Raw genomic sequence first — 25,099 nt, 5'->3', positions numbered from 1 at the left:
GGAGGAGAGCGGCGCACTGGAACGAGAGCGGTGCTCTTGACTCGCTCTGGCCAAAGAGAGAGCATTGCTCTCAGAAGAGAGCGACGCTCTCGAATCGGGAGGGATCCGTCATGACCAAGCTGCTTTACACCGGCCCGTCGCTCGAGACGCTGCACCGGGAGTACGCCAAAGAGCGCCGGATCGACGAGGCCGCACCGGTCACCGCTGCCTCGGAGATCCGGATCGAGGCGTCGGTGGACCGGGTGTGGGGGGTGCTGGTCGACCTCCCGGGGTGGGGCCGGGTGCGCCCGGGCTACCGGCTGCTGAGTCTGGACGAAGGGGTGGCCGTCGACGCCCGGTTCACCTGGGCGATCGGGCGGACCCGGATCACCGGGCGCTTCGCCGTCGTCGATCCCGGCCGGGAACTGACGTTCACGGGCGTGGCGATGGGCGTCAAGGCGATCGACCGCCTCGTTCTGAGCACCACCGGGAACGGTGCGACCCTCTTCCGCATGGAGGAGTCGATGGCCGCCCCGCTCGTCCCGCTGTTCTTCGGCGAGGGCCGCCTGCGCGCCCAGCACCGGCAGTTCCTGAACGCGGTGAAGGCCGAGGCCGAGCGGTCCCGATGACCGCCGCCGGCGGCCTCGGCCCCTGCGCTCTCGAAGGTGACGAGGCAGGCCGCGCGGCGCTTCCCGCGGACCCGGTCCGACGGCTTGGCTCGGTACCCCCGCGCACCCCCGAGCACCGCCGCTTCCGCGCGGTGAGCTCGTTCGCGCTCCGGGCTATGCGGGCATCACCCCGTGGATGCGGGAGATGGTGAACATCCGTTCGTCGTCCCTCAGGTGACACCAGGCATTGAGGTAGGGCGCATCGAGAGCGAGCCGGCTGAGGGTGCGGACGGTCTCGCTGCCCGAGGTGGCGACGTACTCGATCGTGACCGGCTGACCCTCGTTGACGGCATGGGCGAGCTGGCGGACGTCGGCGAAGGACAGGTTGCGCGCGTATCCGGCGATGACCTCCTCGGTGTCGCTGTCGTAGGGGCGCTCGTCGTACGGGTCCGGCTCCGGGATGTCCTGCGGGGCGGCGCGCAGTCGGGCGGCGAGGGCGCTGCGGCCGGCGGCCGTCAGGGTGCGCGCCGCACGGGGGGCCGTCTGCGGCCGGCGGGACTTGCCGCCGGGAAGGCGCGGGGGCGGGACCGGGCCTGCCACGCGATGACGCGGGGCCCGCTCGATACGGACGGACCCGTCGGGTGTCTCGGCGACGGGGGCGTAGCCCGCGGACCGCAGCGCCGCGAGTGTCTCGTCCGGTGGAGTCCGGCTGACCAGCACGGTCGGTGCCAGTTGCCGCAGGCCGAGCGGGGCGAGCCGGCGGTGGGCGGCCAGTTCGGCCAGCAGGGCGGGCTCCTCGCCGTGGATCACGCAGGCTGCGGAGACGATGCGCACGCGGCCGTGGCTGCGCGCGGTGTCGTGCAGCAGGTACGAGAGCGGTTGGGGAAGCGGCTCGACGGCGACGGCGGCGAGGTCGGCCGCCATGGCGTCGGGGGTGTGGCCCGCGTCGAGGGCGCGGCGGACGCTTCCCGGGCTGAACCGCCACACGGACGCCGCACCGGCGCTCTCCCGGTCGGCGACGGAGTCCAGCAGCGTGCAGAGGGACGCCGACGGAGTGCCGGCGACGACGGCCGTGAGGTCGCTGCCGAAGCGGGCGGTCCCGGTGGCGGCGGGCAGCAGCAGCCGACAGACGGACGCCACAGCTTCGGCGTCATCGGCGAGCAGGGCGTCCCCGACCGGGGACAGGGCCCCGAGAGCGAGTACGCCGAGCAGTTCCGATTCGCGGATCAGGGTGGCGAACGGTGCGACGTCCTGGGGGAGTTCGTCGGCGAGCGGACGGTGCCACGCGATCAGCTCCCCCAGCTCCGCCGGATTCGTCGCGCCCTCGCCCACCGGAAGCTGCGTCGTGGCCGCGAGCAGCCCGTGCCGGGCCTGTACACAGCCGCCGCACGGCGGTGTCCCGGCGAGCGCCGGCAGCGCCTTCCCGTCCTCGTCGCGGCTCCCGCCGGGGGTCAGCGGCAGTGTCCACCACGCCCGGAGAAGCACGGCGAGCCGGTCGGCCGGTTCCTCCCCGGCCCAGGTGTCGTAGTCCTCCGTCGCCGCGACCCGGTCGCCGTCGCGGGCCAGCAGCCCGGCCGCGTTCGCCGTCTCCAGCGCGAGGCGTACGACGATCTGGTCGCACTTCGCCGCCCTGCCGATCCGGGACAGCTCACGTGCGCCGATCCCGCCCCCCTTGAGCCGGGCCGGCGGAGACGCGGCGCACACGGCCAGGACGGCTGAGGCGTGGACGGCGAACGCCATCGCGGCGGCCGAGGCCTCCCGGTCGATCTCGGAGGCCGTGACGGGTGCCGACCGCAGGACGGGTGGGACGGCTGTGAACGGCGCGCGCCAGCCGAGGCCGCGCAGCGCCAGCGCCACCTCCGCGGGCATCCGGGCCGGCCCGTACCAGCGACGGTCCCGGACCAGCAGCCCCCGCTCCAGCGCCCATCGTTCACCCGGCTCGCCGCCGTCCCGAGCAGTCCCGAACAAGGTGAAGTCCGGACGCCCGGGAGCCTGAACCGCCCGCTGCTCAAGGAGTTTCCGGGTGGCCGCGGGGGCCTTGGCCACCAGCGAGGCGACCCGGGCGGGATCGCTGTGATGGCCGACCAGCGCGGCCAGCCGCTGCTGCTTGCGACCACCGGCCGGCTTGAGGCCCAGCGTCGTCACCATGCAGCCCAGTTCGTCGGAGCCGGCGTCCGCGAGCAGCCGTTCCAGCGGCGCGTCCAACTCCAGGGGCGAGTCCCAGGCGCGCCGCAGCGGTCCCGCCATGTGCAGCAGGCCGTCGCCGCCCGGCCACACCAGGGCGCGATCGGCCAGCGCCTCCAGTACCGCGTCCAGGCCGCGCGCGTTCCCCGTCCGTCGCGTCCAGGATGCCCGCCAGGACCGCCAGGGGCGTGGGCGTCAGAGCGGCCACGGCCTCCGCCACTTGCAGGTCCGGCAGCGTGAGCCCGGGCAGTGCCAGGGTCACCGACGCCGGGCGCTGAAGCCGGTCCGCCAGCTCGCCGACCGACCGCGGCTCGGGAGCCGCCGCGGCGTCCGGGCGCACCGCCAGGACCCGCTCCAACCGCGGTCCGCCGACACCGTGCAGCCAGGCGGCCAGGGTCGATTCGCTCGCCGTGCCGATGGGGAACACCTCACCGTGTAGCAGGAACATCGTCATGTGCCGGAGTCCTCCGGGAGCTCAAGCATGGCGTATCCGGCGGATCGCGCGCGTCACACGACCGAGGGAAGCGGTCGAGGTCGGTCCGTGGACGACGTCTGAACGATGTTGCGTGCGGTGAGAGCGAAACCGACTGCCTGCCCGCCCGGAGCGCAGCGCCGGGAACGGACCGGGCACGACGAAGGCCCCGACCGCTGGGAGGCCGGGGTCTCCGTTTGCCCCGGCGAGCGGAGGCGGAGGATACGAGGTTCGAATGCGTGAGGGGTGTTGCCCCAGCACGCTCTCCAGTTCTCCCCAGGAGAGTCCACCGCAGTCCGCACATGTCCTGGCCTGCAGCGGAGTGAACCGCTTGCCGTGCTGAGGATACCGACGAACGGCAGTGGACGAGACCGGAACCGGGATCACGCGGCTTGCCGGGATCCTGGGCGGGAGCGCGGGAGCGCGGGCGGGCGGGTTGACCGGCGGGCCGCGGTGGTCGCGTACCCCGGACACAGGTCCTGTGCTCAGCCGCCGCCGTAGGTGGCCTGGGTGACGGCGAAGACGTTGCGTCCGCCCGTGGTCTCCTGCAGCGACCACAGCAGGTCGGGGCTGGTGGTGTCCTCCCAGTAGGAGAGGCTCTCGCCGCCGCCCACCCAGGCGAAGGTGGAGGGGCCTGCGGTCGGGGTCCAGTAGTAGAGCTTCTTCTGCCCCGAGGAGTTGAACCACCACCGGCCATTGTGGGAGGCCACGCCGTTGAGGTTGTACCAGGGCAGTCGGAGGGCCTGACCGGCGGTCGTCGTCGCGGCGAACGTCGTCGCCCCGGATGCGAACGGGAAGCGGACTGCCCTCGGCGGGCGGTTGGGGTAGTCGGTGCAGCCCGACTGGCAGGTGTACTCCGTCATGACGATCGACTTGCTGACCCGGTCGAGGGAGATCGACGACCACACCAGGTTGTCGTCGGAGGTCGTCTGCGACGTGACCGTGCCGATTTGGGGCAGCACGTAGGCGTAGTTGTGGGCGTAGTAGACGGTCTCGGACTGGCGGCCGATCTGGTCGGCGCTGCCGCCGGAGTCGGTGTTGAGGATCTTGCGCATGTCGAAGACGCGCATGCCATGCCCGGTGTCGGCGACGTAGAGGTAGTTGCCGTACCACGAGACGCCGCCCGCGTGGATCGGGATGTCCTTGAAGTCCGGTGCCGCCGCGGTGCCGGTCGGCTCCACCAGGAGGATCTTGCGGTAGGTGTTGGGATAGGTGGCGTCCCAGTCGACCAGGGTGATCCGACTGCGCTGCTGGGCACCGCCGCATCCGTCCTTGGTGTACCAGCTCACCAGCACGAGCTGATGGCCGTCGTAGTTGCCGCTGTCCGCGGTCCCCACGGCGTCCCGGCTCGTTGTGATGCCCTGCGGGAAGCTCTGGCAGTCGGAGTTGTCGCCGTCGTCGAACCGGAAGCCGGTGGACAGGCCGCCGACGGAGAAGGACGCGGGGAGTGCCTGCCGGTCGTGGTTCGCATGCTCCATCACCGTGTGCACGGCAGAGGTCCCCAGCGCCGTGACCAGGGCCGAGTTGAGCGTGTCGAACCGGTGGTAGTCCGCGGTGAGGGTGTATTCGGACGCGGGCAGCGCCGTCGGCGCCGCAGCGGCCGCCGCCGGTGATGCGCCGACGAGCGTACCGGCGACGAGCAGGCCGGCCGCGAGAATCGCGCGTGCCGCGGTTCTGACATGACGGTTCATCAGGACGAGCCTCCTCCGCGAAATGGACCAACGGTCGCACACGCTAGGGGCGCGTCGGGCGGTGCGCAACACCCCGAGAAGAGCCGGAGCGGGGCCCGAAGCCGCCGCCACCGCGGGGTCGAATCCGGAGGTGTCGGACTACGTGTAGCCGTGGCTCGCCACCGGGTAGACCTCGCAGCGGCGGGTGACGCCGGCCCCGGTGAGCGTCCGCTCCCAGTGCTCCTGTTGCTCGGGCGACATCGACTGGTCCTGGTCGGCGTGGCCGAAGTGCGCCTCCGTAGTCACCGGCGAGTGGACCCTGGCAGAAGCCGCCGAGGGCGGCCGCATGGACCACGCGGGCACCCTTCGCCTTCACGTGCGCCATAGCGAACCGCGCATGACACGAGCACGCCCCGTGGTCCACGACTGGTCCATGAGCGGCGAAGAGCCTGTCGGCACTTCACTCGCAGTTGCCAACAAGCAGCCTGAACAAGGGCCGATCAAGCACCAATGCACCCCTGCCAGGGTTGAGCGCGGACGCCGAAGAGCCCGGGGCAGGTGCCCCGGGCTCTTCGTGCGGCGTGCGGTCAGGCCGGCAGGACGGCCTCGATCGCGGCGATGACCTCGTCCGACTCCGGCTCGGTGCGCGGGCGGATGCGGGCCGTCACCGTGCCGTCGGGGGAGACGAGGAACTTCTCGAAGTTCCAGGCGACGTCCCCGGCCTTGCCCTCGGCGTCGGCGGTCTGCGTCAGCACCGCGTACAGCGGGTGGCGGTCGTCGCCGTTGACGTCCGCCTTGTCGAAGAGCGGGAAGGAGACGCCGTAGGTGGTGGAGCAGAAGGTCTGGATCTCCTCGGCGCTGCCCGGCTCCTGCCCGGCGAACTGGTTGGACGGGAAGCCCAGCACGGTGAAGCCGCGCGCGGCGTAGCGCTCCTGGAGCCGCTCCAGACCGGCGTACTGGGGCGTCAGGCCGCACTTGGAGGCGACGTTGACGATCAGCAGCGCCTTGCCCTTGTAGTCGCCCAGCGAGGCGGCCTCGCCGGACAGGGTGCGCAGCGGGATGTCGTACAGGCTCACGGAAGTCCCCTTCGGATGGTCGGTGTCGGGACAGGACTCGTCACGGAACGGTAGCCGCCCCGCCTCCCCCAACCACGACAGGGCTACGGGTGTTCCGCGCGGGCCGGGGGGATCTGCGCGTCGAAGCGGGCGGCGACGGCGGCGAAGTCGGCGCTCTGCCAGCGTTCGGGCCGCATCCGGATGGCGATGTCGGCGGTCAGCTGCCCGGTGGTGGCGGCGAGGTAGGCGCGGGCGGTGGCGGGCGGCATGTAGCGGTGGGCCATCGCGGCCCGCTCGGCGGGGTCGACCGCGTCCTCGACCGCGATCACCGGGCCCTCGACGCTCACGTACCGGCAGGGCGGTTCCTCCTGCTGGGCGCAGAGCGCGAACCGGCCGGCGGACCGGATCCGGCGGGCCTTGGCGGAGTCGCGGCCGGTGAGGACGGTGAGCACGCCGCCGGGCCGGCCGAGGTCCCCTCGACCCCGGCCGGCCGCGTACCGGATCACTGCGCGGACTACAGCGCGGGCTACAGCGCCAGCGGCTTGATCGCCGTCGGAGCGTGCTCCGGCAGGGTGGCGAGCTCCTCGAACTCGGTCACGTTGCTCATGTCGACGGTCTTGCTCATCGAGATGTTGGTGATGCGCTCCAGGATGGCCTCGACCACGACCGGGACGCTGTGCTCGGCGGCGAGCTTCTTGGCCTCCTCGAAGGCGGCGCCCAGCTCGTTCGGGTCGGTGACGCGGATGGCCTTGACGCCCAGGCCCTCGGCGACCTTGACGTGGTCGACGCCGTAGACGCCGAGCTCCGGGGTGTTGATGTTCTCGAACTCGAGGTTGACCTGGAAGTTGATGTCCAGGCCGATCTGCGCCTGGCGGATCAGGCCCAGGTACGCGTTGTTCACGAGGACGTGGACGTAGGGGACCTTGTGCTGGGCGGCGACCGCCAGCTCCTCGATCATGAACTGGAAGTCGTAGTCGCCCGAGAGCGCGACGATCGGGGTCTCGGGGTCGGCGACGGCGGCACCGATCGCGGCCGGGATGGTCCAGCCGAGCGGGCCGGCCTGGCCGCAGTTGATCCAGTTGCGCGGCTTGTAGACGTGCAGCATCTGCGCGCCGGCGATCTGGGAGAGGCCGATGGTGGTGACGTAGCGGGTCTCCGGGCCGAACGCCCTGTTCATCTCCTCGTAGACGCGCTGCGGCTTCATCGGGATGTCGTCGAAGTGCGTGCGGCGCTGCAGGGTGGCCTTGCGCTCCTGGGCGGACCCGGCCCAGGCGCTGAAGTCCGGCAGCCTGCCCTCGGCCTTGAGCTCCTTGGCGATGTCGATGAAGAGCTCCAGCGCGGCCTTGGCGTCGGAGGCGATGCCGTAGTCCGGGGGGAAGATCTTGCCGATCTGGGTGGGCTCGATGTCGACGTGGACGAACTTGCGGCCCTTGGTGTACGCCTCCAGGTTGTAACCGGTGTGGCGGTTGGCCCAGCGGTTGCCGATGCCGAGGACGAAGTCCGACTCCAGGAAGGTCGCGTTCCCGTAGCGGTGCGAGGTCTGGACGCCGACCATGCCGGCGCTGAGCTCGTGGTCGTCGGGGATGGTGCCCCAGCCCATCAGGGTGGAGATGACCGGCACGCCGGTCAGCTCGGCAAACTCGACCAGCAGGTCGGAGGCGTCGGCGTTGATGATGCCGCCGCCGGCGACGATCAGCGGGCGCTCGGACTCCAGCAGGAACTGCAGCGCCTTCGTGGCCTGCGCCCGCGTGGCCTGCGGCTTGTAGACCGGCAGCGGCTGGTAGGTCTCCGGGTCGAACTCGATCTCGGTCAGCTGGACGTCGATCGGCAGGTCGATGAGGACCGGGCCCGGACGGCCCGAGCGCATCAGGTGGAAGGCCTCCTGGAAGACGCCCGGGACCTGCGCGGCCTCCAGCACGGTGGTGGCCTTCTTGGTGACCGGCTTCGCGATCGAGGCGATGTCGACGGCCTGGAAGTCCTCCTTGTGCAGCTTGGAGACCGGGGCCTGGCCGGTGATGCACAGGATCGGGATCGAGTCGGCGATCGCCGAGTAGAGGCCGGTGATCATGTCGGTGCCGGCCGGGCCGGAGGTGCCGATGCAGACACCGATGTTGCCGGCCTTGGCGCGGGTGTAGCCCTCCGCCATGTGGGAGGCGCCCTCGACGTGCCGGGCCAGCGTGTGCCGGATGCCGCCGCCTTCCTTGAGGGCCTTGTAGAACGGGTTGATCGCTGCGCCCGGCACGCCGAACGCGACCTCAACGCCTTCGAGCTTGAGGATCTCCACTGCCGCGCGGGCGGCTGTCATACGAGGCATCGGGTTTCTCCTGCGTCGGCCCGCAGTGGGTCGGAGGGCTCATCTCCAGAATTCCACCATACGGAAGAACGGTTTCTGTATGCGGAAACAAAGTAAGGCGGTGCCTGTCGGGGCGTCAAGGGGACTTTCAACAGAATGTGTAAGCCGGCCGCTCGGCGGAAGCCGCAGGTCGCGGGTGGCGGGCGGCCCGAGCGGGGGTGTGCCGGGGTGGGGTTCCGGCCGTTCGGCCAGGCTGTCACGGTGGGGGCGGCCGATCCATCGCCCGTTCCTCCAGCCCGCGGCGCCGGGCCAGGGGTGCCCGTCGTCCCTTCCTGCAAAGTGCCGGCCTTGCGGGAGTGCTCTCGTTCGTGCACCTGCGCGACGTGCGAACGTGCGTACCCTCCGGAAGTCCCGATCCGGGCCGAAAAGCGGCCCCGGTGTGCCGCCGGGGTGAAGGCCTGGTGTGTGAGGTTGGCCCGACCCGGACCCCTGGGTACCGTCGGTGGCACGCCGGGCCCGTCATGGTTTCCATGTTCAACTCGGGCTGTTGCAGGGGGGTTTGGGATCGGTCGGGGAGCGGGGAGCTCCGGCCGTCGGGTCCCGCCGACTGCCCCGCCGAGGCGCCGTGGTCCCCGCCGACCTGCCCGGTTCTCCCGCTGGACTTCCCGTGCCTCCCGCCGACCTGTCCGGTCTCCCACCGACCTGTCCGGTCCCCCCGCCGAACCTCCCGTGCCTCCCCGCCGACCGCCCGGGCCGCCGCCCCGACGTGTCCGGACGTCTCCCTCCCAGCGGCGCGCCCGCCCTCCGGCGGGTGCGCGGAAGGAACGCACCCATGCACCGACCCGCCTGCCGTCCCCGCTCCCGTCCCCCCGTCCGCCCCCTTCACAGCCTTTGCCCCCTTCGCCCCCTTCGCACCCCGGCGACGGTCCGGTGAGCCGCCTGCCCCGCCGCCGCAAGAGCCCGCCGGGCGGCCCGCGGCGCGACGCCCCGCCGCGCCGCAGCGCCCCGCCGGGCCGCGCCCTCCCGGGCCGCTCGTTGCACCATCACGCCCCGGCCGCCGCGCTGCGCGCCGTGCCCTGGCGCTTCGACCTGCCGGCCTCGCTGGTGGTCTTCCTCGTCGCCCTGCCGCTCTGCGTGGGCGTGGCCGTCGCCTCGGGCGTCCCCGCCGAGCTCGGGCTGGTCACCGGGATCGTCGGCGGCCTGGTCGTCGGCGCGCTGCCCGGCAGCAGCCTCCAGGTCAGCGGACCGGCGGCCGGCCTGACCGTCCTGGTCTACGAGGCCGTCCAGGAGTACGGCGCCGGCGCGCTCGGCGTCCTGGTGCTCGCCACCGGCCTGCTCCAGCTGGCCATGGGCGCGCTGCGTCTCGGCCGTTGGTTCCGGGCGATGTCCGCGTCCGTGGTGCACGGCATGCTGGCGGGCATCGGCCTGACCCTGCTCTTCGGTCAGCTGTACGCGCTCGCCGACCGCAGGGCGCCCGCCACCGGCCCGGAGAAGATCGCCGGCCTGCCCGTGCTGCTGCGCGACGCCGTCACCGGCGCGGCCACCCCGAGCGCGGTGGCGCTCGGCACCGGCACCCTGCTGGTGCTCGTCCTCTGGACGTACCTGCCGGCCCGGGTGGCCCGGGCCGTCCCCGCACCGCTGGCCGCCGTCGGTCTCGCCGCCGCCGTCACCGCTGCCGCGGGCCTCCCGGTGGCCCGGGTCCGGGTCTCCGGCCTGCTGGACGTGGCGCAGCTGCCGGACCGCGGCGCGCTCGGCGCCCTGGCGAGCACGGCCGGCCTCGGCACCATCCTCGCCTTCACCCTGATCGCCTCCGCCGAGACGCTCTTCAGTGCCGCCGCCGTGGACCGGATGCACCACGGCCCGCGTACCGACTACGACCGCGAGCTGACGGCCCAGGGCGTCGGCAACACGCTCTGCGGGTTGCTCGGCGCCCTCCCGATGACGGCGGTGATCGTCCGCAGCGCGGCCAACGTCCAGGCCGGCGCCCGGACGAAGGCCTCGCGCGTGCTGCACGGGTTCTGGCTGCTGCTGTTCACCGCGCTGCTGCCGGGCGCGCTCGGCCTGGTGCCGCTGACCGCGCTGGCCGCCGTCCTGGTGCACGCGGGCGCCAAGCTCGTTCCGGTCCGGCGGATCACCGGGCTCTGCCGGGACCACCGGGGCGAGGCGGTGGTGCTGGCGGTGACGGCGGTCGCGGTCATCGGCACCGACCTGTTCGAGGGCGTGCTGATCGGGATCGGCCTGGCGGTGGTCAAGTCGGCCTGGCAGACCTCGCACCTGCAGATCGGCGTCGAGGAGCTGCCGGCCCGGGACGGCGCGGCGGGCGCGGTGACCGGCGAGGGGCCGCTGATGCGGGTCCGGCTGAGCGGAAACGCGACCTTCCTGCGGCTGCCCCGGCTGCTGGACGCGCTGGAGCGGCTGCCCGCCGACCGCCCGGTCGAGCTGGACTGGTCGGGGCTGCGCCACCTGGACCACGCCTGCACGGTGGCCCTCGCCGCCTGGGCCGCCCAGCACCGAGCCCGCAGCTCCGCCCCGCTGGCGGTCGATCCGCCGCTGCCGACGGTGGTCTGACGGGGTGTCGGCCGCGCAGGGCCTAGCCTGATCGCGGCGCCCGGTGGCCCGTCGGGCCGGGGTGCCGTGGCCAGTCGTCCGGGAGAGGAGAGCAGAACCGTGATCGCAGCATTCTCGGTCACCCCGCTGGGGGTCGGCGAGGAGGTGGGGGAGGCGGTGGCCGCCGCCGTCCGGGTGGTCCGCGCGAGCGGGCTGCCGAACCGCACCGACGCGATGTTCACCAGCGTCGAGGGGGAGTGGGACGAGGTGATGCCGGTGATCCGTGAGGCGATCGAGGCGGTGAAGGCGTACAGCGGCAGGGTGAGCACCGTCATCAAGATCGACGACCGGGCCGGGGTCACCGACGGGCTCACCTCCAAGGTGGCCGCGGTGGAGCGGTACCTGGCCGGGTGACGTACGGGAGCGGGGGGGGGGGGGGGGGGAGGGGGGGGGGGGGGGTCCCCCCCCCCCCCCCGGGCCCCCCCCGTTCCCTCTACCCCCTCTTCCCCCCCCCTCCCCGCCCTCCCCCCACACGCCCCCCACCCGCCCGCCGCCCCCCCCCCCCCCCCCCCCCCCTCGCCGGTCAGGCCGCCGGGGTCGGCTGCGAGCTCTGCCCGGCGTGGCCGGTGCGCCCGGTGTGGGCGTCCTGGCCGGACGTCCGCCCGGTGAAGAGCCGGTCCAGTGCGAACGGCCCGGAGCCGAGCGCCGCGATCGCCAGGAACGCCCAGCAGAACATCACCGAGGGCTCGCCGCCGTTCTGCAGCGGCAGCAGCGCGTGCTCCTGGTGGACGGTGAAGTACGCGTAGGCCATCGAACCGGAGCAGATCAGCGCCGCGATCCGGGTACCGAGGCCGGCCAGCACCAGCACGCCGCCGACGAGCTGGATCAGCGCGGCCCACCAGCCGGGCCACTGGCCGGCCGGGACGGTGCCGCCGCCCTTGGCGCCGCCGAACACGCCGAAGAGCGAGGCGGCGCCGTGGCAGGCGAAGAGCAGTCCGACGACGGCCCGAAAGGCCGTCAGAACGAATGGCCGGGCGGAGTCTAGCGCCTGTTGCAGGGCTATCGGCATGGGGGCAGGTCTCCAGTGGGGAGGGGACGGGAAGCAAGAAACGGCGGAAAGGGTAACCTCGCCGCCAGTATTTGACAACGCTCCGTCAAATAGGCTGTGCCCGAAGTGACATCCTGGGGCTTCGGCCTTTCTTGACCGAGCGGTCTCGATATGACTAGGGTTCAGTCATGGCGCGGACCAAGGCATTTGATCCCGACGCCGCCCTCCAGTCGGCTCTCGAGCTGTTCTGGCGGCGCGGTTACGAGGCCACCTCGATGGCCGACCTGGTCGACGGGCTGGGGATCGCCCGTGCCAGCATCTACGCCACCTTCGGCAGCAAGCGCGAGCTGTACCTGCGTGCGCTGGAGCGCTACGGCGAGCAGTGCGATCCGGCTCTGCTGGCCGAGCTGTCGCAGCCCGGCCCGGTGCTGCCGGCCGTCCGCGGGCTGGTCCGCCGCTATGCGCGGGAGGCCGCCGAGGACGGTGACGGCGGGCTCCGGCGCGGCTGCTTCGTCACCAACACGGCGGTCGAACTCGCCCCGCACGACCCGGGTGCGGCCCGCCGGGTGGCGGCGAGCCTCGGCCACCTGGAGACGGCGCTGACGGCCGCCCTGGTCCGCGCCGAGGCGCAGGGGGAGCTGCCCGCGGGGCGCGACCCGCGGGCGCTGGCGCGGATGCTGCTGGTGCTGCTGCAGGGCATGCGGGTGATCGGCAAGGCCGGCGGCGGTGCGGCCCGTCTGGACGACGCGGCGGAGCAGGCGCTCGAGCTGCTGGACTGAGTTGTTTCGGGTGGCCCGGTGGCCGCCGTTTTCGCCGGTCCAGATTCTGGATCGAACGGTAAATATAGTAAGGGGGGTTTCAATGGTTCCGCTGTCCTTACGGCCGGGCTCTGCCGGGTCGGCTCTCGCCGGGTCGGCGTCCGCGCGGCCGGGCACGGTGCAGTCGGCTTCCGTGCGGCCGGACACGGTGGGGCCGGGCTCGGCGCGGCCCGGGCGTGCGCGGTCGGCCTTCGCGCTGCTCGGCGCCGTCCAGGCGACGCTGGTCTTCACGATCATGATCCTCTCCGTCCCCCTGCCCCTGGTGGCCCGGGAGTTCGGCCTCGGCCCCTCCGGCGTCCTCCTGCTCAGCGCCGCCTACGGACTCTCCTTCAGCTCCCTGCTCCTGCTCGGCGGCCGGCTCGCCGACCGGCACGGCGGCCGCCGGATGCTGCGCGCGGGCCTGCTGCTGCTCGCCGCCGCCTCGGCCGCCTCCGTCGCCGCCCCGACCTTCCCGCTCCTGCTCGCGGCGCGGTTCGCGCAGGGCGTCGGCGCCGCCCTCGCGGCCCCGGCGGCGGTCGCGGTGGTCCGGGCGCTCTTCCCCCAACCCACCGCCTACGGAAGGGCGATGGCCACCTGGGGCGGACTCTCCGTCCTCGGCGCCACCGCCGGGAGCCTGCTCTCCGGAGCGGTCACCGCCTGGGCCTCCTGGCGGTGGCTGTTCGCCGTGCCCGTGCTCGTCGCCCTCTCCGGCCGGCTGCTCCCGCCCGCCCGGCCGGTCCGCACCACCGCGTCCGCACTCGACCTGCGCGGCGCCGCTCTCGCCACCACCGGTGTCTGCGCGGCCGGTTACGGCCTCGTCGCCGCCGGCGAACACGGCTGGCGCACACCCCTCGTCCTCGGTCCGCTGGCCGTCGGAGCGGCCCTGCTGCTCGCCTTCGCCGCCGCCGAACGCCGTACCGCCGACCCGCTGCTGCCGCCGGGCTTCCTCGCCGACCGCCGCCGGGCCACCGCCCTGACCGCCGTCATGGCGACCGCCGCCGGCACCGCCCTGGCCTTCCTGCTGCTCCCGCTCTACCTCCAACAGGTCCGCGGATGGGGCGTGTTGGCGACATCCGCCGCCTTCCTGCCGTACGCCGCGGCGCTGCTCCTGGCCGGCCGCCTGGCCGCACCGCTCACCGCCCGGTACGGCGCCGCCGCCGTCACCGCCGGTGGTCTGGCCGTGGCCGCCGCCGGACTGGCCCTGCTGGCCGGCCTCGCCCCCGGCAGCCCGTACACCACCGGTTTGCTGCCCGGCCTGCTCCTGCTGCCCGCCGGCGCCGGTCCGGCCTTCGCCGGCGCGGCGGTGCTCGCCACCGGCGGCGTTCCGCCCGAGCGCACCGGCCTCGCGGCGGGTGTCCTCAACACCGCGATGGAACTCGGCCCCACCACCGGCGTCGCCGCCCTGATGGCGCTCGCCGCCACCCGCCCGACCGTGGTCGGCGGCTACGCCGCCGCCTTCGCGGCCGCCGCGGCGGGGCTCGCCCTGACCGCCACGGCGGTCGCCCTCCTGATCCGATCCACCCGTTCAGAGCGCCAGCTCACACGCACCGAGGAGTACTCAGCATGACCACCCGATTCGCCGACAAGTCCGTCCTGGTCACCGGTGGCGGTAGCGGCATCGGCCGCGCGGTCGCCCTCGCCTTCGCCCGGGAGGGAGCCCGCGTCGCCGTCGCCGGCCGCACGGAGAGCTCGCTCGCCGAGACCGTCGCCCTGATCGAGGGCGAGGGCGGCAAGGCCGTCGCCCTCATCGGGGACGTCGCGAAGAGCGGCGACGCCGCCCGCCTCGTCCGGGAGACCGTCGAGTACTTCGGCACCCTGGACGTCGCCGTCAACAACGCCGGCATCCTCGGCACCCCCGCCCCGCTGGCGGACGTCGAGGAGGAGGACTGGCAGCGCCTGATCGACACCAACCTGACCGGCACCTGGCTCGCCATGAAGCACCAGATCGCCCGGATGCGCGAGAACGGCGGCGGCGCCATCGTCAACATCTCGTCCAACCTCGGCACCCACATGCGCCTGGCCGGCCTCGGGGCCTACGCCGTCACCAAGGCCGCCGTCGCCACCCTGACCCGCGCCGCCGCGCGCGACCACATCGCCGACGGCGTCCGGATCAACTCCGTCAGCCCCGGCCCGGTCGAGACCACCATGTCCACCCGTCCCGGCGAGAACGCCACCGACAAGGCCGACCGCATGAAGGCCCAGGTCCCCGTGGGCCGCGCCGGAACCCCGGAGGAGATCGCCGCCGCCGTCCTCCACCTCGCCTCCCCGGAAGCCGCCTACACCGTCGGCGCCGACCTCGTCCTCGACGGCGGCGTCACGGCCTGACCGGCCGCCGGGTGAACGGCCGGCCGCCCCACCGGCCGGCCGTTCACCCGCGCACCGGGGAACCGCCTCCCTCGGTGCCCGCCCCCGGGAGGCCAGGAGCCCGGCGGCACCGCCCAGGGCCCGCCCGGGGTGAGGCGGGCGCTCGTCGTCCGGGACGGCCAGGCCCCACCCCGCCGCATGGCGCCTGGGGCCAACCCGCCTTCCGAGTCAGTCGTCTGGCGCGCTGTCCGGGGCCGGCGGAGCCGCCGTCGGTCCCGCGCTCCCCGCCCCGGCGGTAGCGCCGGCCCGCACGGAGCGTTCGAGCGAGTCGGTCAGCCACAGATGGACCGCGCCGAGGCTGGCCCGGTCGCCGCCGGCCTCGGTCACGAGCCGCCAGTAGCGGCGCATCCCGGGGACGCGGTCGGCGGCCACGTGGGCCAGCAGCAGGCCCCTGAACGGCGGGGTGTCGCTGCCGCCGCGCACCGAGGCGTGCGCCGCGACGAACCGGTCGAGTTCGGGGCCCGCGCGGGGCGGCTCGCCCGCCCGCACCACGGGCCGGGCGAGCGCGCACGCCTCGCCGATCCCGAGCAACAACTCGGCCTCGTCGGCGACCAGTTCGGCGTTGGCCCGGGCCATGGCCAGCAGGCCGCCTCTCAGCTGCCGGTCGCCGGCCAGGACGAACAGCTCGGCGAATGCCACCACCTGCGGCGGGGTCGGGTCGGCGGGCGGCTCGGGCACGGCCATGGTCACGAACGCGGTGAGCATCGCCTCGGAGACCGGGGAGACCATCGCGCGCCGCCAGAAATCGACCAGCGCGTCGCGGGCGGCAGCCCCGTCCTGCACGGCGGCCAGCAGCTCCAGCCGCGCCGCCCGGTCGGCCGGTCCGGCCTCCTCGACCGCGCGCAGCGAGGCCCGCCGCCAGGCCAGATCTGCGAGCCGCACGTCGAGCGCGGCCCGCTCGGCCGCGACGACCTCCGCCACGGAGCGGTCGCCGGCGAGCACGTGCCGGACGGCGGGCAGCCCGAGCCCCAGCCCGCGCAACCGCCGGACCAGGAGGAGCCGCTCCACGGCCGCCCGGTCGAACCTGCGGTGCCCGCCCGTGCTGCGCACCGAGTCGACGATGCCCTCGTCGCAGTAGAAGCGGACGGTCCGCACCGGCACACCGGTCAGCCGGGCCAGGTCGCCGATTCCGAGCGTCTCATCGAGCAAAGGCACTTGAACCTCCACCGGACTGGAGGTTCTACCGTACCGGCGTCACCCCGTGAGAGGAGCTTTCGTGATGACGTCGACCCTGGACACCGCACGGCTCGTGGAGGGCCTGCGGGAGCAGACCGGAGGGTTCGCCCGTGCGGTCGCCGGGCGGGACCCGGATACCGCGGTGCCCACCTGTCCGCACTGGCCGCTGCGGACCCTCGTCGGGCACGTGGGCCAGGAGCACCGGTGGGCGGCCGCACTCGTGCGCACGGGGGAGCGGCTGCCCGCCCCCGACCCGCGGCAGGCCGATCCCGGAGCCCCGGACGGGTGGGCCCGGTGGCTGCGCGAGGGCGCGGAGGAGCTGGTCCGTGCCATCCGGGAGAGCGGCGCGGACACCGGGACGCACACGTTCGTCGGGCCGCGGCCGGCCGTCTTCTGCCTGCGCAGGATGATGAGTGACACCTGCGTCCACCACTACGACGCGGCGTCTGCGACGGACACCGCGTTCGGGATCGCCGACGACCTCGCGGCCGACGTGATCAGCGAGAACCTGGACCTGCTCTCGACGCCGGCCCTTGCGACGGCCAGGCCGGCCGTCGCCGAGCTGCGCGGCCGGGGCGAGCGGATCGGGTTCCGGCCGGCGTCCATGAAAGGTTGGGTGATCACCAGGACGCCCGCCGGCCCGCGGTGGGAGCGCGGGCCGGCCGACGAGGCCGACGTGCTGGTGTCGGGGGCCGTGGCGGACCTCATGCTGCTGTTCTCACGCCGCGTGCCGCCGGAGGACGACCGCGTGACGGTGACGGGAGACCGCGCGCTGCTGGACCACTGGCTGGCCCGCACGGCGCTCTAGTGCTGTGACCGCGACGGTTCACCGAGGTGTGACGATCCGTCGAGGACTGTTCCACCGCGGGTGGCCGCGCCGTCGCCGTGACGGCGGTGGGAACGCGTGCCCGGCAGCGCCGTCGCCGGCGGGCACGCGTCAGGCCGTGACCGCGTCGGAGCACGACCGCGTCAGGCCGTGACCGCGGTCCGGAGCAGGGCGCGACTACGACCGGGCGCCGGAGCGCTCCGGCGGGCGGGTGAACAGCACCTGGCCCAGCGCCGGCACGCTCAGGCCGAACATCAGGACGCCCAGGGGCACGTGGAGCGAGGGCTTGTGCGCGATGCCCAGCACCACCTGTACCGAGGCGAGTACGAGGAAGCCGGACGCGTACAGGATGGGGCGGCCAGGCCCGCCGCCGGGCCGCCACGCCAGGATCGCGGCGAGCACGTACACCATCGAGGCGCCGTACATCACGCGCGCTCCGGCGCTGTGCAGCGTCTCGCCCTGAGGCGAGGTCAGCAGCAGTCCGGCGGTGGCCGCCTGGAAGAAGATGGCCAGGGTCTGCAGGGCGATCGCCACCTGCAGGAACGTCACCCTGTTCGGTGCGGCCGTCGTCCGTGTGGCCATGATGCGGTCCCCTCTTCTGCCTCGCGGCGGTGGATCGGTACTGTCTCGCCAGTCCGACGACGCAGGCCCGCGGAATGTGAGGTGAAGCGCCGGCCGGACAGTCCGGTGCGGTGATCCGTCGCAGTGGCGAGAGCGGACGCGGACGAGAAGAACCAGGGAGCGGGCACAGCCATGAACACCCCATCCGAGACCCGGTCCGAGCCGGGCCAGAGCGTGATCGTCGACGAGCGGCGCCATCTGCTCAATCTCGCCTACCGGCTGCTCGGTTCGCTGGCCGAGGCCGAGGACGCCGTGCAGGAGACCTATGCCCGCTGGTACGCGATGTCGCGGCAGCGGCAGGAGGCCGTCGAGTCGCCCGGCGCCTGGCTGACGACGGTCGCCGGCCGCATCTGCCTGGACGTGCTCGGTTCGGCGCGCGCCCGCCGCGAGCGCTACGTCGGTGCATGGATACCGGAGCCACTGCCCGACCGCACGGAGTGGTTCAGCGGGCAGGCGGGCGGCGGCAGGGCCGAGCCGGCCGACCCCGCCGACCGGATCACCCTGGACGAGTCGGTGACCATGGCCTTCCTGGTCGTGCTGGAGTCGATGACTCCGGCCGAACGCGTGGCGTTCATCCTGCACGACGTCTTCCGCTACCCCTTCGCCGAGGTCGCAGAGGTCGTCGGCCGGACGCCCGCGGCCTGCCGGCAGCTGGCCTCCTCGGCCCGTCGGCGTGTTCGCGCCGCGCAGGCTCCGCCGGGGCCGGCGGCCGGGCAGGCCGGTCTGGTGCGGCACTTCAAGGAGGCGTGGGAGGCCAGGGACATCGAGGCCCTCGTGGGTCTGCTCGACCCCGACGCCACGATGGTCGCCGACGGCGGCGGTCTGGTCGGCGCCGTCCTGCGCCCGGTCGAGGGCAGCGAGCGCATCGCCCAATACCTGATCCACATCGCCGGGAAGGCCCCGGGGCTGACGCTCCTGGAGCGGAGGGTCAACGGCCGGCCCGGCCTGGTCGCCCAGGTCGCCGGTGTCACCGTGACGGTGGCGGCGTTCAGCCTCACCGGAGGCCGCATCACGAGCATCTGGGCGGTCCGCAACCCGGAGAAGCTCCGCTCCTGGACCGAGCACGGACGGGGCTGACCCGGCGCCGGGAACCCGGCGAGGCTGCCGGCACCTCGGGGCCCCCGGCACCCCCGGCGTCCCGGGCCAGAGCCGCACCCCGGCAGAGCGGCAGGGGGACGCCCGGGGCGGATCTCCGGGGGCCGTCGCCTACGCGGTGAGCGCCTCGCCGTCCTCCGGGAGGGCGCTGGCCTCGGCGAGGTCGTCGAGGGAGAGGCCGAGCGCGTGGGCGAGGGCGGCGACGGTGAAGAAGGCCGGCGTGGGGGCGCGGCCCGTCTCGATCTTGCGGAGGGTCTCGGAGGAGATGCCGGCCGCGGCCGCCACCTCGACCATGCTCCGTGTGCCACGCGCCTCGCGCAGCAGGGCGCCGAAGCGCTCGCCGCGTTCGCGCTCCCAGGGGGTCAGCGGGGTCCTCACCATGTGCCGATACTAATACCGCCGCAACCGTGATAGATATACCGGTATAAGAATTGGCTGTACGGATCGAGGGGATCAGCGGCATGGTCGAGCTCAAGTCGGAGGCGGCACTCGCGGGGATGCGGGAGACCGGGCGAGTGGTCGCGGACGCACTGGCGGCGGTCGAGAAGTCGGCGGGCGTCGGGGTGAGCCTGCTGGAGCTGGACGAGGTGGCCCGCGAGGTGCTCCGCGCCGCCGGGGCGACGTCACCGTTCCTCGGCTACCGGCCGTCGTTCGCGCCGGTGCCGTTCCCGGCGGTGATCTGCGCCTCCGTCAACGACGCCGTGGTGCACGGCATCCCGGACGGCTACCGGCTGCGGGACGGCGACCTGGTGAGCATCGACTGCGGGGCCGTGCTGGACGGCTGGGCGGGCGACGCCGCCGTCAGCTTCACGGTGGGGATGCCGCGGCCGGAGGACGAGCAGCTGATCGACACCACCCGCCGCGCGCTGGAGGCGGGTATCGCGGCGGCGGTGGCCGGCAACCGGACCGGCGACATCGCACACGCGATCGCCGGCGTGGCGCGCGGGGCCGGCTACGGGCTGCCGGAGGGGTTCGGCGGGCACGGCATCGGCCGGCGGATGCACGAGGAGCCGCACGTGCCCAACGAGGGCCGCCCGGGGCGCGGATACCCGCTGCGGCCGGGGCTGGTGCTGGCCATCGAGCCGATGCTCACCGCCGGCGGCCGGGACGACTACGCGACCGACCCGGACGGCTGGACGCTGCGCACCACCGACGCCAGCCGTGCCGCCCACATCGAGCACACGGTGGCGATCACCGAGGACGGCCCTCGCATCCTGACCCTGCGGTAGCCCCTTCGGCCGGCCCCTGCCGGCCCCGGTGCTCGCCGGGCGATCCGTGACGGACGCCACGCCTTGCCGGCCCGGCGTCCGGAGTAGCGTGCGGGTCATGACGGATCAGGACTTCACGGTGCGGGTCACCGTCCGTGGCTACGAGACCGACGCACAGGGCCACCTCAACCAGGCGGTGTACCTCCAGTACGCCGAGCACGCCCGGTGGGAGTACCTCCAGGCGGCGGGCGTGCGGCAGGCCGAGCTCCTGGCCAAGGGGATCGGCCCGGTGGTGCTGGAGACCACCGTCAAGTACCGGCGGGAGCTGCGCGCGGGTGACGAGGTGGAGGTGAGCTGCCGCTTCGTCTGGGGCGCCGGGAAGACCTTCGAACTGGTGCAGGCCGTCACCCGGGCCGACGGCGTCCTCGCCGCCGAGGTGACCTGTGTGGGCGGCTTCCTCGACCTGGCGGAGCGCCGGCTGGTCGCGGACCCGCGCGAGCCGATGCTCGCCCTGGCGTCGGACCCGGGGCTGCTCGGGCTCTGAGCCTCCGTACGGCCGGGGGGCTTCGCCGCCCACCCTTCGCGGTCCTCGCAGCCCTTCGCGGTCCTCGCCACCCTTGGTGCTCCCCGCCGCCTGCCGCCCGTCGCCCGCCCCTCGTCGTCCCGCCCGCCCCTCGTCGTCCCATCCGCCCGGCCGCGTCGCCGCGGTGCTGCCGCCGCCGGGCACGGCACCACCCGACCGGCCCCCGGGCGGGCGGCCCGGCGGGCGGTCGGCGCCCGGTCGGCCAACGCTTGACGTGAGCAGGCGTTCGGCGGGCCGGTGCGCGGTGGACTGGAGGCGGGCGAGGTGATCGGTGGGGTCCACCTGGAGGCGCAGTGGCGCCGGGAGGCGCTGCGGACCAACCTGTGGGTGGTGCCGATGCTGGAGGTGCTCCTCGCCGGACTGCTCTTCCTGCTCACGTGGTCCCTGGACCGGGCGGCCTACCGGGGTGAGCTGACCCTGCCGACCTGGGTCATCAGCGGCACCGCCGACGCGGCACGGCAGATCCTCGCCGCCATCGCGGCGGCGCTGATCACCGTCGTCGGCGTGGTGTTCTCGATCATGATCGTGACCCTGACGCTGGCCTCCACCCAGTTCGGGCCGCGGATGCTGCGGACCTTCATCCGGGACCGCACCACCCAGCTGACCCTGGGTACCTTCGTCGGGACGTTCGTCTTCGCGGTGCTGGCGCTGGTGGTGATCGGCCCGTCCTCGCACGGAGAGTTCGTCCCGCACCTGTCCATCACCGTGTGCATGGCCCTGGTACTGGCCGACCTCGGGGTGCTGATCTACTTCATCCACCACATCGCCACGTCGATCCAGCTGCCCCGGGTCATCGCCAACATCGCGGCCGAGCTGTCGGCGGCGATCGAGGCGGGGGCGGGTGAGCCCGCACCGGGCGGCGACGTTGAGCGTGGGCCGCCGCCGGCCGAACTGCACGCCCGGCTGAACGCGGCGGGGGCGGCCGTGCCGGCGCCGGCCAGCGGTTACCTCCAGTTCGTCCGGCACCGCACGCTGGTCCGGATGGCGACCGAGCTCGACGCCGTCATCCGGCTGGACCACCGGCCGGGGCACTTCCTGGTGCAGGGGCACCAGCTCGCGACGGTCTGGCCCGCGGAGGCGGCGGCCGAGGTGACGCGGAGCTTCGCCCGCGCCCACATCACCGGCCCGACCAGGACGCTCGCCCAGGACATCGCCTTCGCGGTGGACCAGCTGGTGGAGATCGCCATCCGGGCGCTGTCCACCGCGGTGAACGACACCTTCACCACCCTGACCTGCATCGACTGGCTCGGCGAGGGGCTGTGCCGGATCGCGGCCCGCTGGCACCCGGACCCGGTCCACCGCGACGCGGCCGGGTACATCCGGGTGATCTCCGCGCCGGTGAGCTACGAGCGGCTGGTCGAGCGCGCGTTCGAGAAGATCCGTCAGACCGCCCACGGGATGCCGGCGGTACTGATCCGCCAGCTCGACGCGCTGGCGGAGATCATGGTGGAGACCACGACCGAGGCGCAGCGCCAGGTGCTGCTCCGCCAGGCCGCGATGATCGACCGGTTGAGCGCGGAGTCGGTGACCGAGCCGGCCGACCGCGAGGACGTGCGCCGCCGCTACCTGGCCGTGCTCGCCGTGTACGCGAGCCGTACCGGGCAGCCCTGACGCCCGGTACCCGGCACCGCCGTCGCCCGGCACCGCCGTCGGGCGGTGCCGGGCACCGGGGCGCCGGTGACGCGGCCGTGCTAGGAGAGCAGGCCGTCGTAGTCGGGGAGCTTGAAGGTCCGATCGGCGTGGCCGCCCACCAGGTCGGTGGTGTTGTTGCCGACGTTGGCGATGATCGTGTAGCCCTGCTGCTCGACCGCGGTGCGCTGGTCGGTCTTGAAGTCCTGGACCGGCTGGAAGAGGTCGTCGAGGTCGCGACCGTACAGGCCGTCCACCGGGTAGCCGGCGCGCTGGAGGGCGCAGCGGGTCAGCGAGTCGATGAAGTCCGGGCGTGCGGTGATGAAGATCACCGCGACGCCGCGCGAGTGCGCGTAGGCCGCAAGGTCCAGCGAGGGGCCGACCGCGGGCTGACTGAACGGGTGGAAGTGCGACTGGAGCGTCGTGTTGTCGATGTCGAACACGATCGCGGGCCGGACGGCCGCGTCGGCGCCGGAGGTGCGCTGCTCGATGTAGCCGCGGGCCGGGGCGAGGGCCGTGCGGACGTCGGCCAGCCACTGGCTCTCGGTCACCCCCGCCGCGGAGAGCGCTGCCCGCGCCGCGGCCTGGGGCGCGGTCTGCGCGACGGCGGGTGCCGGGTGTACGGGGGCGGCCGCCGCCGGGCCGGCGAGGCCCGCGAGGACTATGCCGGCCAGAACGACGGGGGCGGCTGCTTTGCCGACCAGTCTCATACCTGCCACCGGGGAGCCTTTCTGTCATGGTGTCGGGAGCCCGCGGCGCGACGAACGCGACGCGGTCATGGCAAATCTCGCACACCATCAGGTCCTGCAACAGGACTCGCGCTTACCGGCAGGTAACAATCTTCTGTGCATCCCGCGTGTGAACGCTTCGGGTGCCGCGCGGAGCCGGGCCGGTCACCCGAGCAGCCGCAGCCGGGTCGCCGCGACCCCCAGCCGGATGCTCTGCCCCCAGGTGAGTTCCAGCGCGTCCGTCTCGATGCCGTCGCCGAAGGCGACCAGGCGGTCCGACTCGACCGTCAGCACCAGCTGCCGGCCGGCGTCCAGTACCCCGTGCACCCGGCCGGTGCCGGTCGCGGGGGAGGGCCAGGCCTCGCGGACGAACCAGGCGAGCGAGGGAGCGGCCGCCTCGGGCAGGGCGAGCGGTCCGCCGCGCTCCAGCCAGGCCGACCGGCACCAGCCGGTGGCGCCCGTCCCGGTGCCGACCAGCACTCCGGAGGAGGCCTGGGGCTCCGGTGACTCCTCGTCCGTGGCCAGCCGGTACCGCGCCGTCTGGTGCCCGGGCTGTCCGACGTACACCTCGTTGAGCGCCAGCAGCCGCTGGGTGTCGTCGGCGACCGCCTCGACCATGGTGCGCTCCTCCAGGTGCCGCGCGCCGCTGCGGGCGCCGGCGGCCGGGAGGAGGGCGGGCAGGGCGTCGGCGCGGTGGCGGACCAGGACGCCGGGGTTGCGGCCCGGGTCCGCGTCGACGCCGATGACCGGCTGGCCGTCGAGGTACTTGGCGACGTTGGCGACCAGCCCGTCCTGGCCGACCACGACCACCACGTCCTCCGGCTCGAACAGGAAGCGCGGCAGGTCGGCCCGCTCGACCCGGGTGCGCCGCCAGTCCAGGGGGACGGCGGCCGCGGCCCGGGCGAGCGCCTCGGCCTGCCGGTGGTGACGGTGCTCGACCTCCGTGACGGACCGGCCGCGCGAGGAGAGGAAGAACGCGGCCTGCCCGGGCGTGCCGTGGTGGGCGAGCAGCTCCTCGTACTCCGTGCGGCGGTGCACCAGGACCGCCCGGGGGGCGAGCGTCACCGCTCACCCGCCGGGCCGGCGAGTTTGGCGAGCAGCCCGGTGAGCAGGTCCGGGGTGACGGTGACGCTGTCGATCTGCGGCAGGTGCTCGGCCAGCCGCATCAGGGCGAGCGCCCGCAGCACGGCCGGGTCGGCCTGCTGGTGGGCGGTGAGCCAGGCGGCCTCGGCAGCGGCCTTCGCGGCGCCGAGCGCGCGGGCGGCGTCGGCCTCCGCGCCGGAGAGGGCGCGGGCGGCTTCGGCCTCGGCGGTGGCGAGCCGGGTGCGGCGTTCGGCCTCGGCTTCGGCGCGGACCCGGTCGGCGACCGCCTCGTCCTCGGCCTGGAGCCGCGCGTTGGCGCCCCGCTGGGTGATCAGCTGCTTCTCCCGCCGGGCCAGTTCGATCTGGTTGGCGAGCTCGTTCTCGGCGATGCCGCGCTCGTGCTCGACGGCGACGGCGCGCCGCTCGAAGGTGGCCCGGTCGGCCTCCTGCTGGACCAGCTCGCGGGCGGGGGTGCGCAGGGCGCGCTCCACCTCCGGTTCGGGGCGCAGTGCGACGACACGGACGGCGATCACGGCGAGGCCGGTCTCGGCGATCCGCGGTTCGGCGCCGAGCCCGGCGGCCATCCGGTCGCGGACGGTGCTGACGCCGTCGACCAGCGCGGCGGCGAGCGGGGTGCGGGCGAGCAGGCCGAGCGCGTGCTGCTGGGCGGTCTCGGTGAGCAGGGTGGCGATCTGGTCGAGCGGGGCGGCGCGCCAGGCGCCGGTGTCGGGGTCGATGCCGAAGTCGACGCGGGCGGCCGCGGTGGCGGGTTCGGTGATCCGGTAGGTCAGCGTGGCCTGCACGGTGACGTCCTGGAAGTCCGAGGTGCGGGCGTGGAAGAGCATCGCCAGCTCGCGGTCGTCCACCGGCACTTCGGAGAGGGCGGCGGTGAGCGGGCGGAACCAGAAGGCGAGGCCGGCGCCGTCGTGGGCGACCTTGCCCCGGTCGAGGTGGCGGATGTGGGCGGTGGGGACGGCGCGCAGGTGGCGCAGTCCGAAGCGCTTGGTGATGTCGGCCATGAGTGGGACCCCTTTTCGTCACTGCGACGATATTGGGCGCCCGGCAATCTCGTCAAGATGACGAAAAGGGGCCCCGATCGGTCCTCCCGCGTCGTGGGAGGATCGGCGGGTGCT

Annotated in this window: 24 protein-coding genes; 11 read left to right on the top strand and 13 right to left on the bottom strand. The window is 73.9% G+C overall.

Going from position 1 to position 25,099, the window contains the following annotated elements; translation table 11 throughout:
- Window positions 1–110 precede the first annotated feature (110 nt).
- Complete coding sequence (locus tag ACZ5WK_RS34500; RefSeq protein ID WP_465553546.1) at window positions 111–608, top strand: SRPBCC family protein; 498 nt, start codon at window positions 111–113, stop codon at window positions 606–608.
- Between the two features lie 153 nt (window positions 609–761).
- Here the strand turns inward: ACZ5WK_RS34500 and ACZ5WK_RS34495 are convergent, their stop codons facing one another.
- The 6 genes from ACZ5WK_RS34495 to gcl form a co-directional block, all read right to left on the bottom strand.
- Window positions 762–2,834: a helicase C-terminal domain-containing protein gene (locus tag ACZ5WK_RS34495; protein WP_465553544.1), complete on the bottom strand. Its 2,073-nt coding sequence runs from the start codon at window positions 2,832–2,834 to the stop codon at window positions 762–764.
- An 894-nt stretch (window positions 2,835–3,728) separates the two neighbouring features.
- Window positions 3,729–4,934 carry a hypothetical protein gene (locus ACZ5WK_RS34490; protein ID WP_465553542.1) on the bottom strand — a complete coding sequence of 402 codons (1,206 nt, stop codon included), beginning with the start codon at window positions 4,932–4,934 and terminating at the stop codon, window positions 3,729–3,731.
- A gap of 138 nt (window positions 4,935–5,072) precedes the next feature.
- Window positions 5,073–5,219: a hypothetical protein gene (locus ACZ5WK_RS34485; protein WP_465553540.1), complete on the bottom strand. Its 147-nt coding sequence runs from the start codon at window positions 5,217–5,219 to the stop codon at window positions 5,073–5,075.
- A gap of 281 nt (window positions 5,220–5,500) precedes the next feature.
- Complete coding sequence (locus tag ACZ5WK_RS34480; RefSeq protein WP_465553538.1) at window positions 5,501–5,989, bottom strand: glutathione peroxidase; 489 nt, start codon at window positions 5,987–5,989, stop codon at window positions 5,501–5,503.
- Window positions 5,990–6,072: 83 nt separating this feature from the next.
- The gene (locus ACZ5WK_RS34475; RefSeq protein ID WP_465553536.1) at window positions 6,073–6,474 is read right to left on the bottom strand and encodes a pyridoxamine 5'-phosphate oxidase family protein; all 402 of its coding nucleotides are present in this window, start codon (window positions 6,472–6,474) and stop codon (window positions 6,073–6,075) included.
- 20 nt (window positions 6,475–6,494) lie between these two features.
- Window positions 6,495–8,282 (bottom strand): glyoxylate carboligase, encoded by a 1,788-nt coding sequence (gcl, locus tag ACZ5WK_RS34470; RefSeq protein ID WP_465553534.1) that lies wholly within the window; start codon window positions 8,280–8,282, stop codon window positions 6,495–6,497.
- A 1,014-nt stretch (window positions 8,283–9,296) separates the two neighbouring features.
- Between gcl and ACZ5WK_RS34465 the strand changes: the two genes are divergently transcribed.
- Together ACZ5WK_RS34465 and ACZ5WK_RS34460 are read left to right on the top strand one after the other, a co-directional pair.
- On the top strand, window positions 9,297–10,829 hold the full coding sequence (locus tag ACZ5WK_RS34465; RefSeq protein ID WP_465553578.1) for a SulP family inorganic anion transporter: 1,533 nt from the start codon (window positions 9,297–9,299) through the stop codon (window positions 10,827–10,829).
- A 99-nt stretch (window positions 10,830–10,928) separates the two neighbouring features.
- Window positions 10,929–11,222: an MTH1187 family thiamine-binding protein gene (locus tag ACZ5WK_RS34460; RefSeq protein ID WP_465553532.1), complete on the top strand. Its 294-nt coding sequence runs from the start codon at window positions 10,929–10,931 to the stop codon at window positions 11,220–11,222.
- Window positions 11,223–11,391: 169 nt separating this feature from the next.
- Here the strand turns inward: ACZ5WK_RS34460 and ACZ5WK_RS34455 are convergent, their stop codons facing one another.
- Window positions 11,392–11,877: a DoxX family protein gene (locus tag ACZ5WK_RS34455; protein WP_465553530.1), complete on the bottom strand. Its 486-nt coding sequence runs from the start codon at window positions 11,875–11,877 to the stop codon at window positions 11,392–11,394.
- A 167-nt stretch (window positions 11,878–12,044) separates the two neighbouring features.
- On the opposite strand from ACZ5WK_RS34455, the gene ACZ5WK_RS34450 reads away from it, so the two are divergent.
- From ACZ5WK_RS34450 to ACZ5WK_RS34440, 3 genes are all read left to right on the top strand, one after another.
- A complete protein-coding gene (locus tag ACZ5WK_RS34450) occupies window positions 12,045–12,635 on the top strand; it encodes a TetR/AcrR family transcriptional regulator (protein WP_465553528.1) in 591 nt (196 codons plus the stop codon).
- A 172-nt stretch (window positions 12,636–12,807) separates the two neighbouring features.
- Window positions 12,808–14,220, top strand: coding sequence for an MFS transporter (locus ACZ5WK_RS34445; RefSeq protein WP_465553526.1), 1,413 nt, complete (start codon window positions 12,808–12,810; stop codon window positions 14,218–14,220).
- Window positions 14,217–14,978, top strand: coding sequence for an SDR family NAD(P)-dependent oxidoreductase (locus ACZ5WK_RS34440; RefSeq protein ID WP_465553524.1), 762 nt, complete (start codon window positions 14,217–14,219; stop codon window positions 14,976–14,978). The genes ACZ5WK_RS34445 and ACZ5WK_RS34440 overlap by 4 nt, the downstream gene beginning before the upstream one ends.
- A 207-nt stretch (window positions 14,979–15,185) precedes the next feature.
- Here ACZ5WK_RS34440 and ACZ5WK_RS34435 read toward each other — a convergent pair whose 3' ends face one another.
- The gene (locus ACZ5WK_RS34435) at window positions 15,186–16,172 is read right to left on the bottom strand and encodes a MerR family transcriptional regulator (protein ID WP_465553522.1); all 987 of its coding nucleotides are present in this window, start codon (window positions 16,170–16,172) and stop codon (window positions 15,186–15,188) included.
- A gap of 64 nt (window positions 16,173–16,236) precedes the next feature.
- On the opposite strand from ACZ5WK_RS34435, the gene ACZ5WK_RS34430 reads away from it, so the two are divergent.
- On the top strand, window positions 16,237–17,001 hold the full coding sequence (locus ACZ5WK_RS34430) for a maleylpyruvate isomerase family mycothiol-dependent enzyme (protein WP_465553520.1): 765 nt from the start codon (window positions 16,237–16,239) through the stop codon (window positions 16,999–17,001).
- A 195-nt stretch (window positions 17,002–17,196) separates the two neighbouring features.
- Here the strand turns inward: ACZ5WK_RS34430 and ACZ5WK_RS34425 are convergent, their stop codons facing one another.
- Window positions 17,197–17,601, bottom strand: a complete 405-nt coding sequence (locus ACZ5WK_RS34425; protein ID WP_465553518.1) for a hypothetical protein — start codon at window positions 17,599–17,601, stop codon at window positions 17,197–17,199.
- Window positions 17,602–17,772: 171 nt separating this feature from the next.
- Between ACZ5WK_RS34425 and sigJ the strand changes: the two genes are divergently transcribed.
- Complete coding sequence (gene sigJ, locus ACZ5WK_RS34420; protein WP_465553516.1) at window positions 17,773–18,717, top strand: RNA polymerase sigma factor SigJ; 945 nt, start codon at window positions 17,773–17,775, stop codon at window positions 18,715–18,717.
- 129 nt (window positions 18,718–18,846) lie between these two features.
- Here the strand turns inward: sigJ and ACZ5WK_RS34415 are convergent, their stop codons facing one another.
- The gene (locus ACZ5WK_RS34415; protein WP_465553514.1) at window positions 18,847–19,116 is read right to left on the bottom strand and encodes a helix-turn-helix domain-containing protein; all 270 of its coding nucleotides are present in this window, start codon (window positions 19,114–19,116) and stop codon (window positions 18,847–18,849) included.
- A gap of 80 nt (window positions 19,117–19,196) precedes the next feature.
- Between ACZ5WK_RS34415 and map the strand changes: the two genes are divergently transcribed.
- The 3 genes from map (at window position 19,197) to ACZ5WK_RS34400 (ending at window position 22,137) form a co-directional block, all read left to right on the top strand.
- Complete coding sequence (gene map, locus ACZ5WK_RS34410) at window positions 19,197–19,964, top strand: type I methionyl aminopeptidase (protein WP_465553576.1); 768 nt, start codon at window positions 19,197–19,199, stop codon at window positions 19,962–19,964.
- A 97-nt stretch (window positions 19,965–20,061) separates the two neighbouring features.
- On the top strand, window positions 20,062–20,487 hold the full coding sequence (locus ACZ5WK_RS34405; protein ID WP_465553512.1) for an acyl-CoA thioesterase: 426 nt from the start codon (window positions 20,062–20,064) through the stop codon (window positions 20,485–20,487).
- A 276-nt stretch (window positions 20,488–20,763) separates the two neighbouring features.
- A complete protein-coding gene (locus tag ACZ5WK_RS34400) occupies window positions 20,764–22,137 on the top strand; it encodes a DUF2254 domain-containing protein (protein WP_465553510.1) in 1,374 nt (457 codons plus the stop codon).
- A gap of 80 nt (window positions 22,138–22,217) precedes the next feature.
- On the opposite strand, the gene ACZ5WK_RS34395 is transcribed toward ACZ5WK_RS34400, so the two are convergent.
- The 3 genes from ACZ5WK_RS34395 to ACZ5WK_RS34385 form a co-directional block, all read right to left on the bottom strand.
- Window positions 22,218–22,865, bottom strand: a complete 648-nt coding sequence (locus ACZ5WK_RS34395; protein ID WP_465553574.1) for an HAD family acid phosphatase — start codon at window positions 22,863–22,865, stop codon at window positions 22,218–22,220.
- 183 nt (window positions 22,866–23,048) lie between these two features.
- Window positions 23,049–23,948, bottom strand: a complete 900-nt coding sequence (locus tag ACZ5WK_RS34390; protein ID WP_465553508.1) for an NAD(+)/NADH kinase — start codon at window positions 23,946–23,948, stop codon at window positions 23,049–23,051.
- The gene (locus ACZ5WK_RS34385) at window positions 23,945–24,985 is read right to left on the bottom strand and encodes an SPFH domain-containing protein (RefSeq protein WP_465553506.1); all 1,041 of its coding nucleotides are present in this window, start codon (window positions 24,983–24,985) and stop codon (window positions 23,945–23,947) included. The genes ACZ5WK_RS34390 and ACZ5WK_RS34385 overlap by 4 nt, the downstream gene beginning before the upstream one ends.
- Window positions 24,986–25,099 lie beyond the last annotated feature (114 nt).

This window comes from Kitasatospora sp. NPDC032757 (assembly GCF_055579305.1).
Note: the sequence above shows the minus strand (reverse complement) of the source record. Positions and strands in the feature narration are given on the sequence as shown.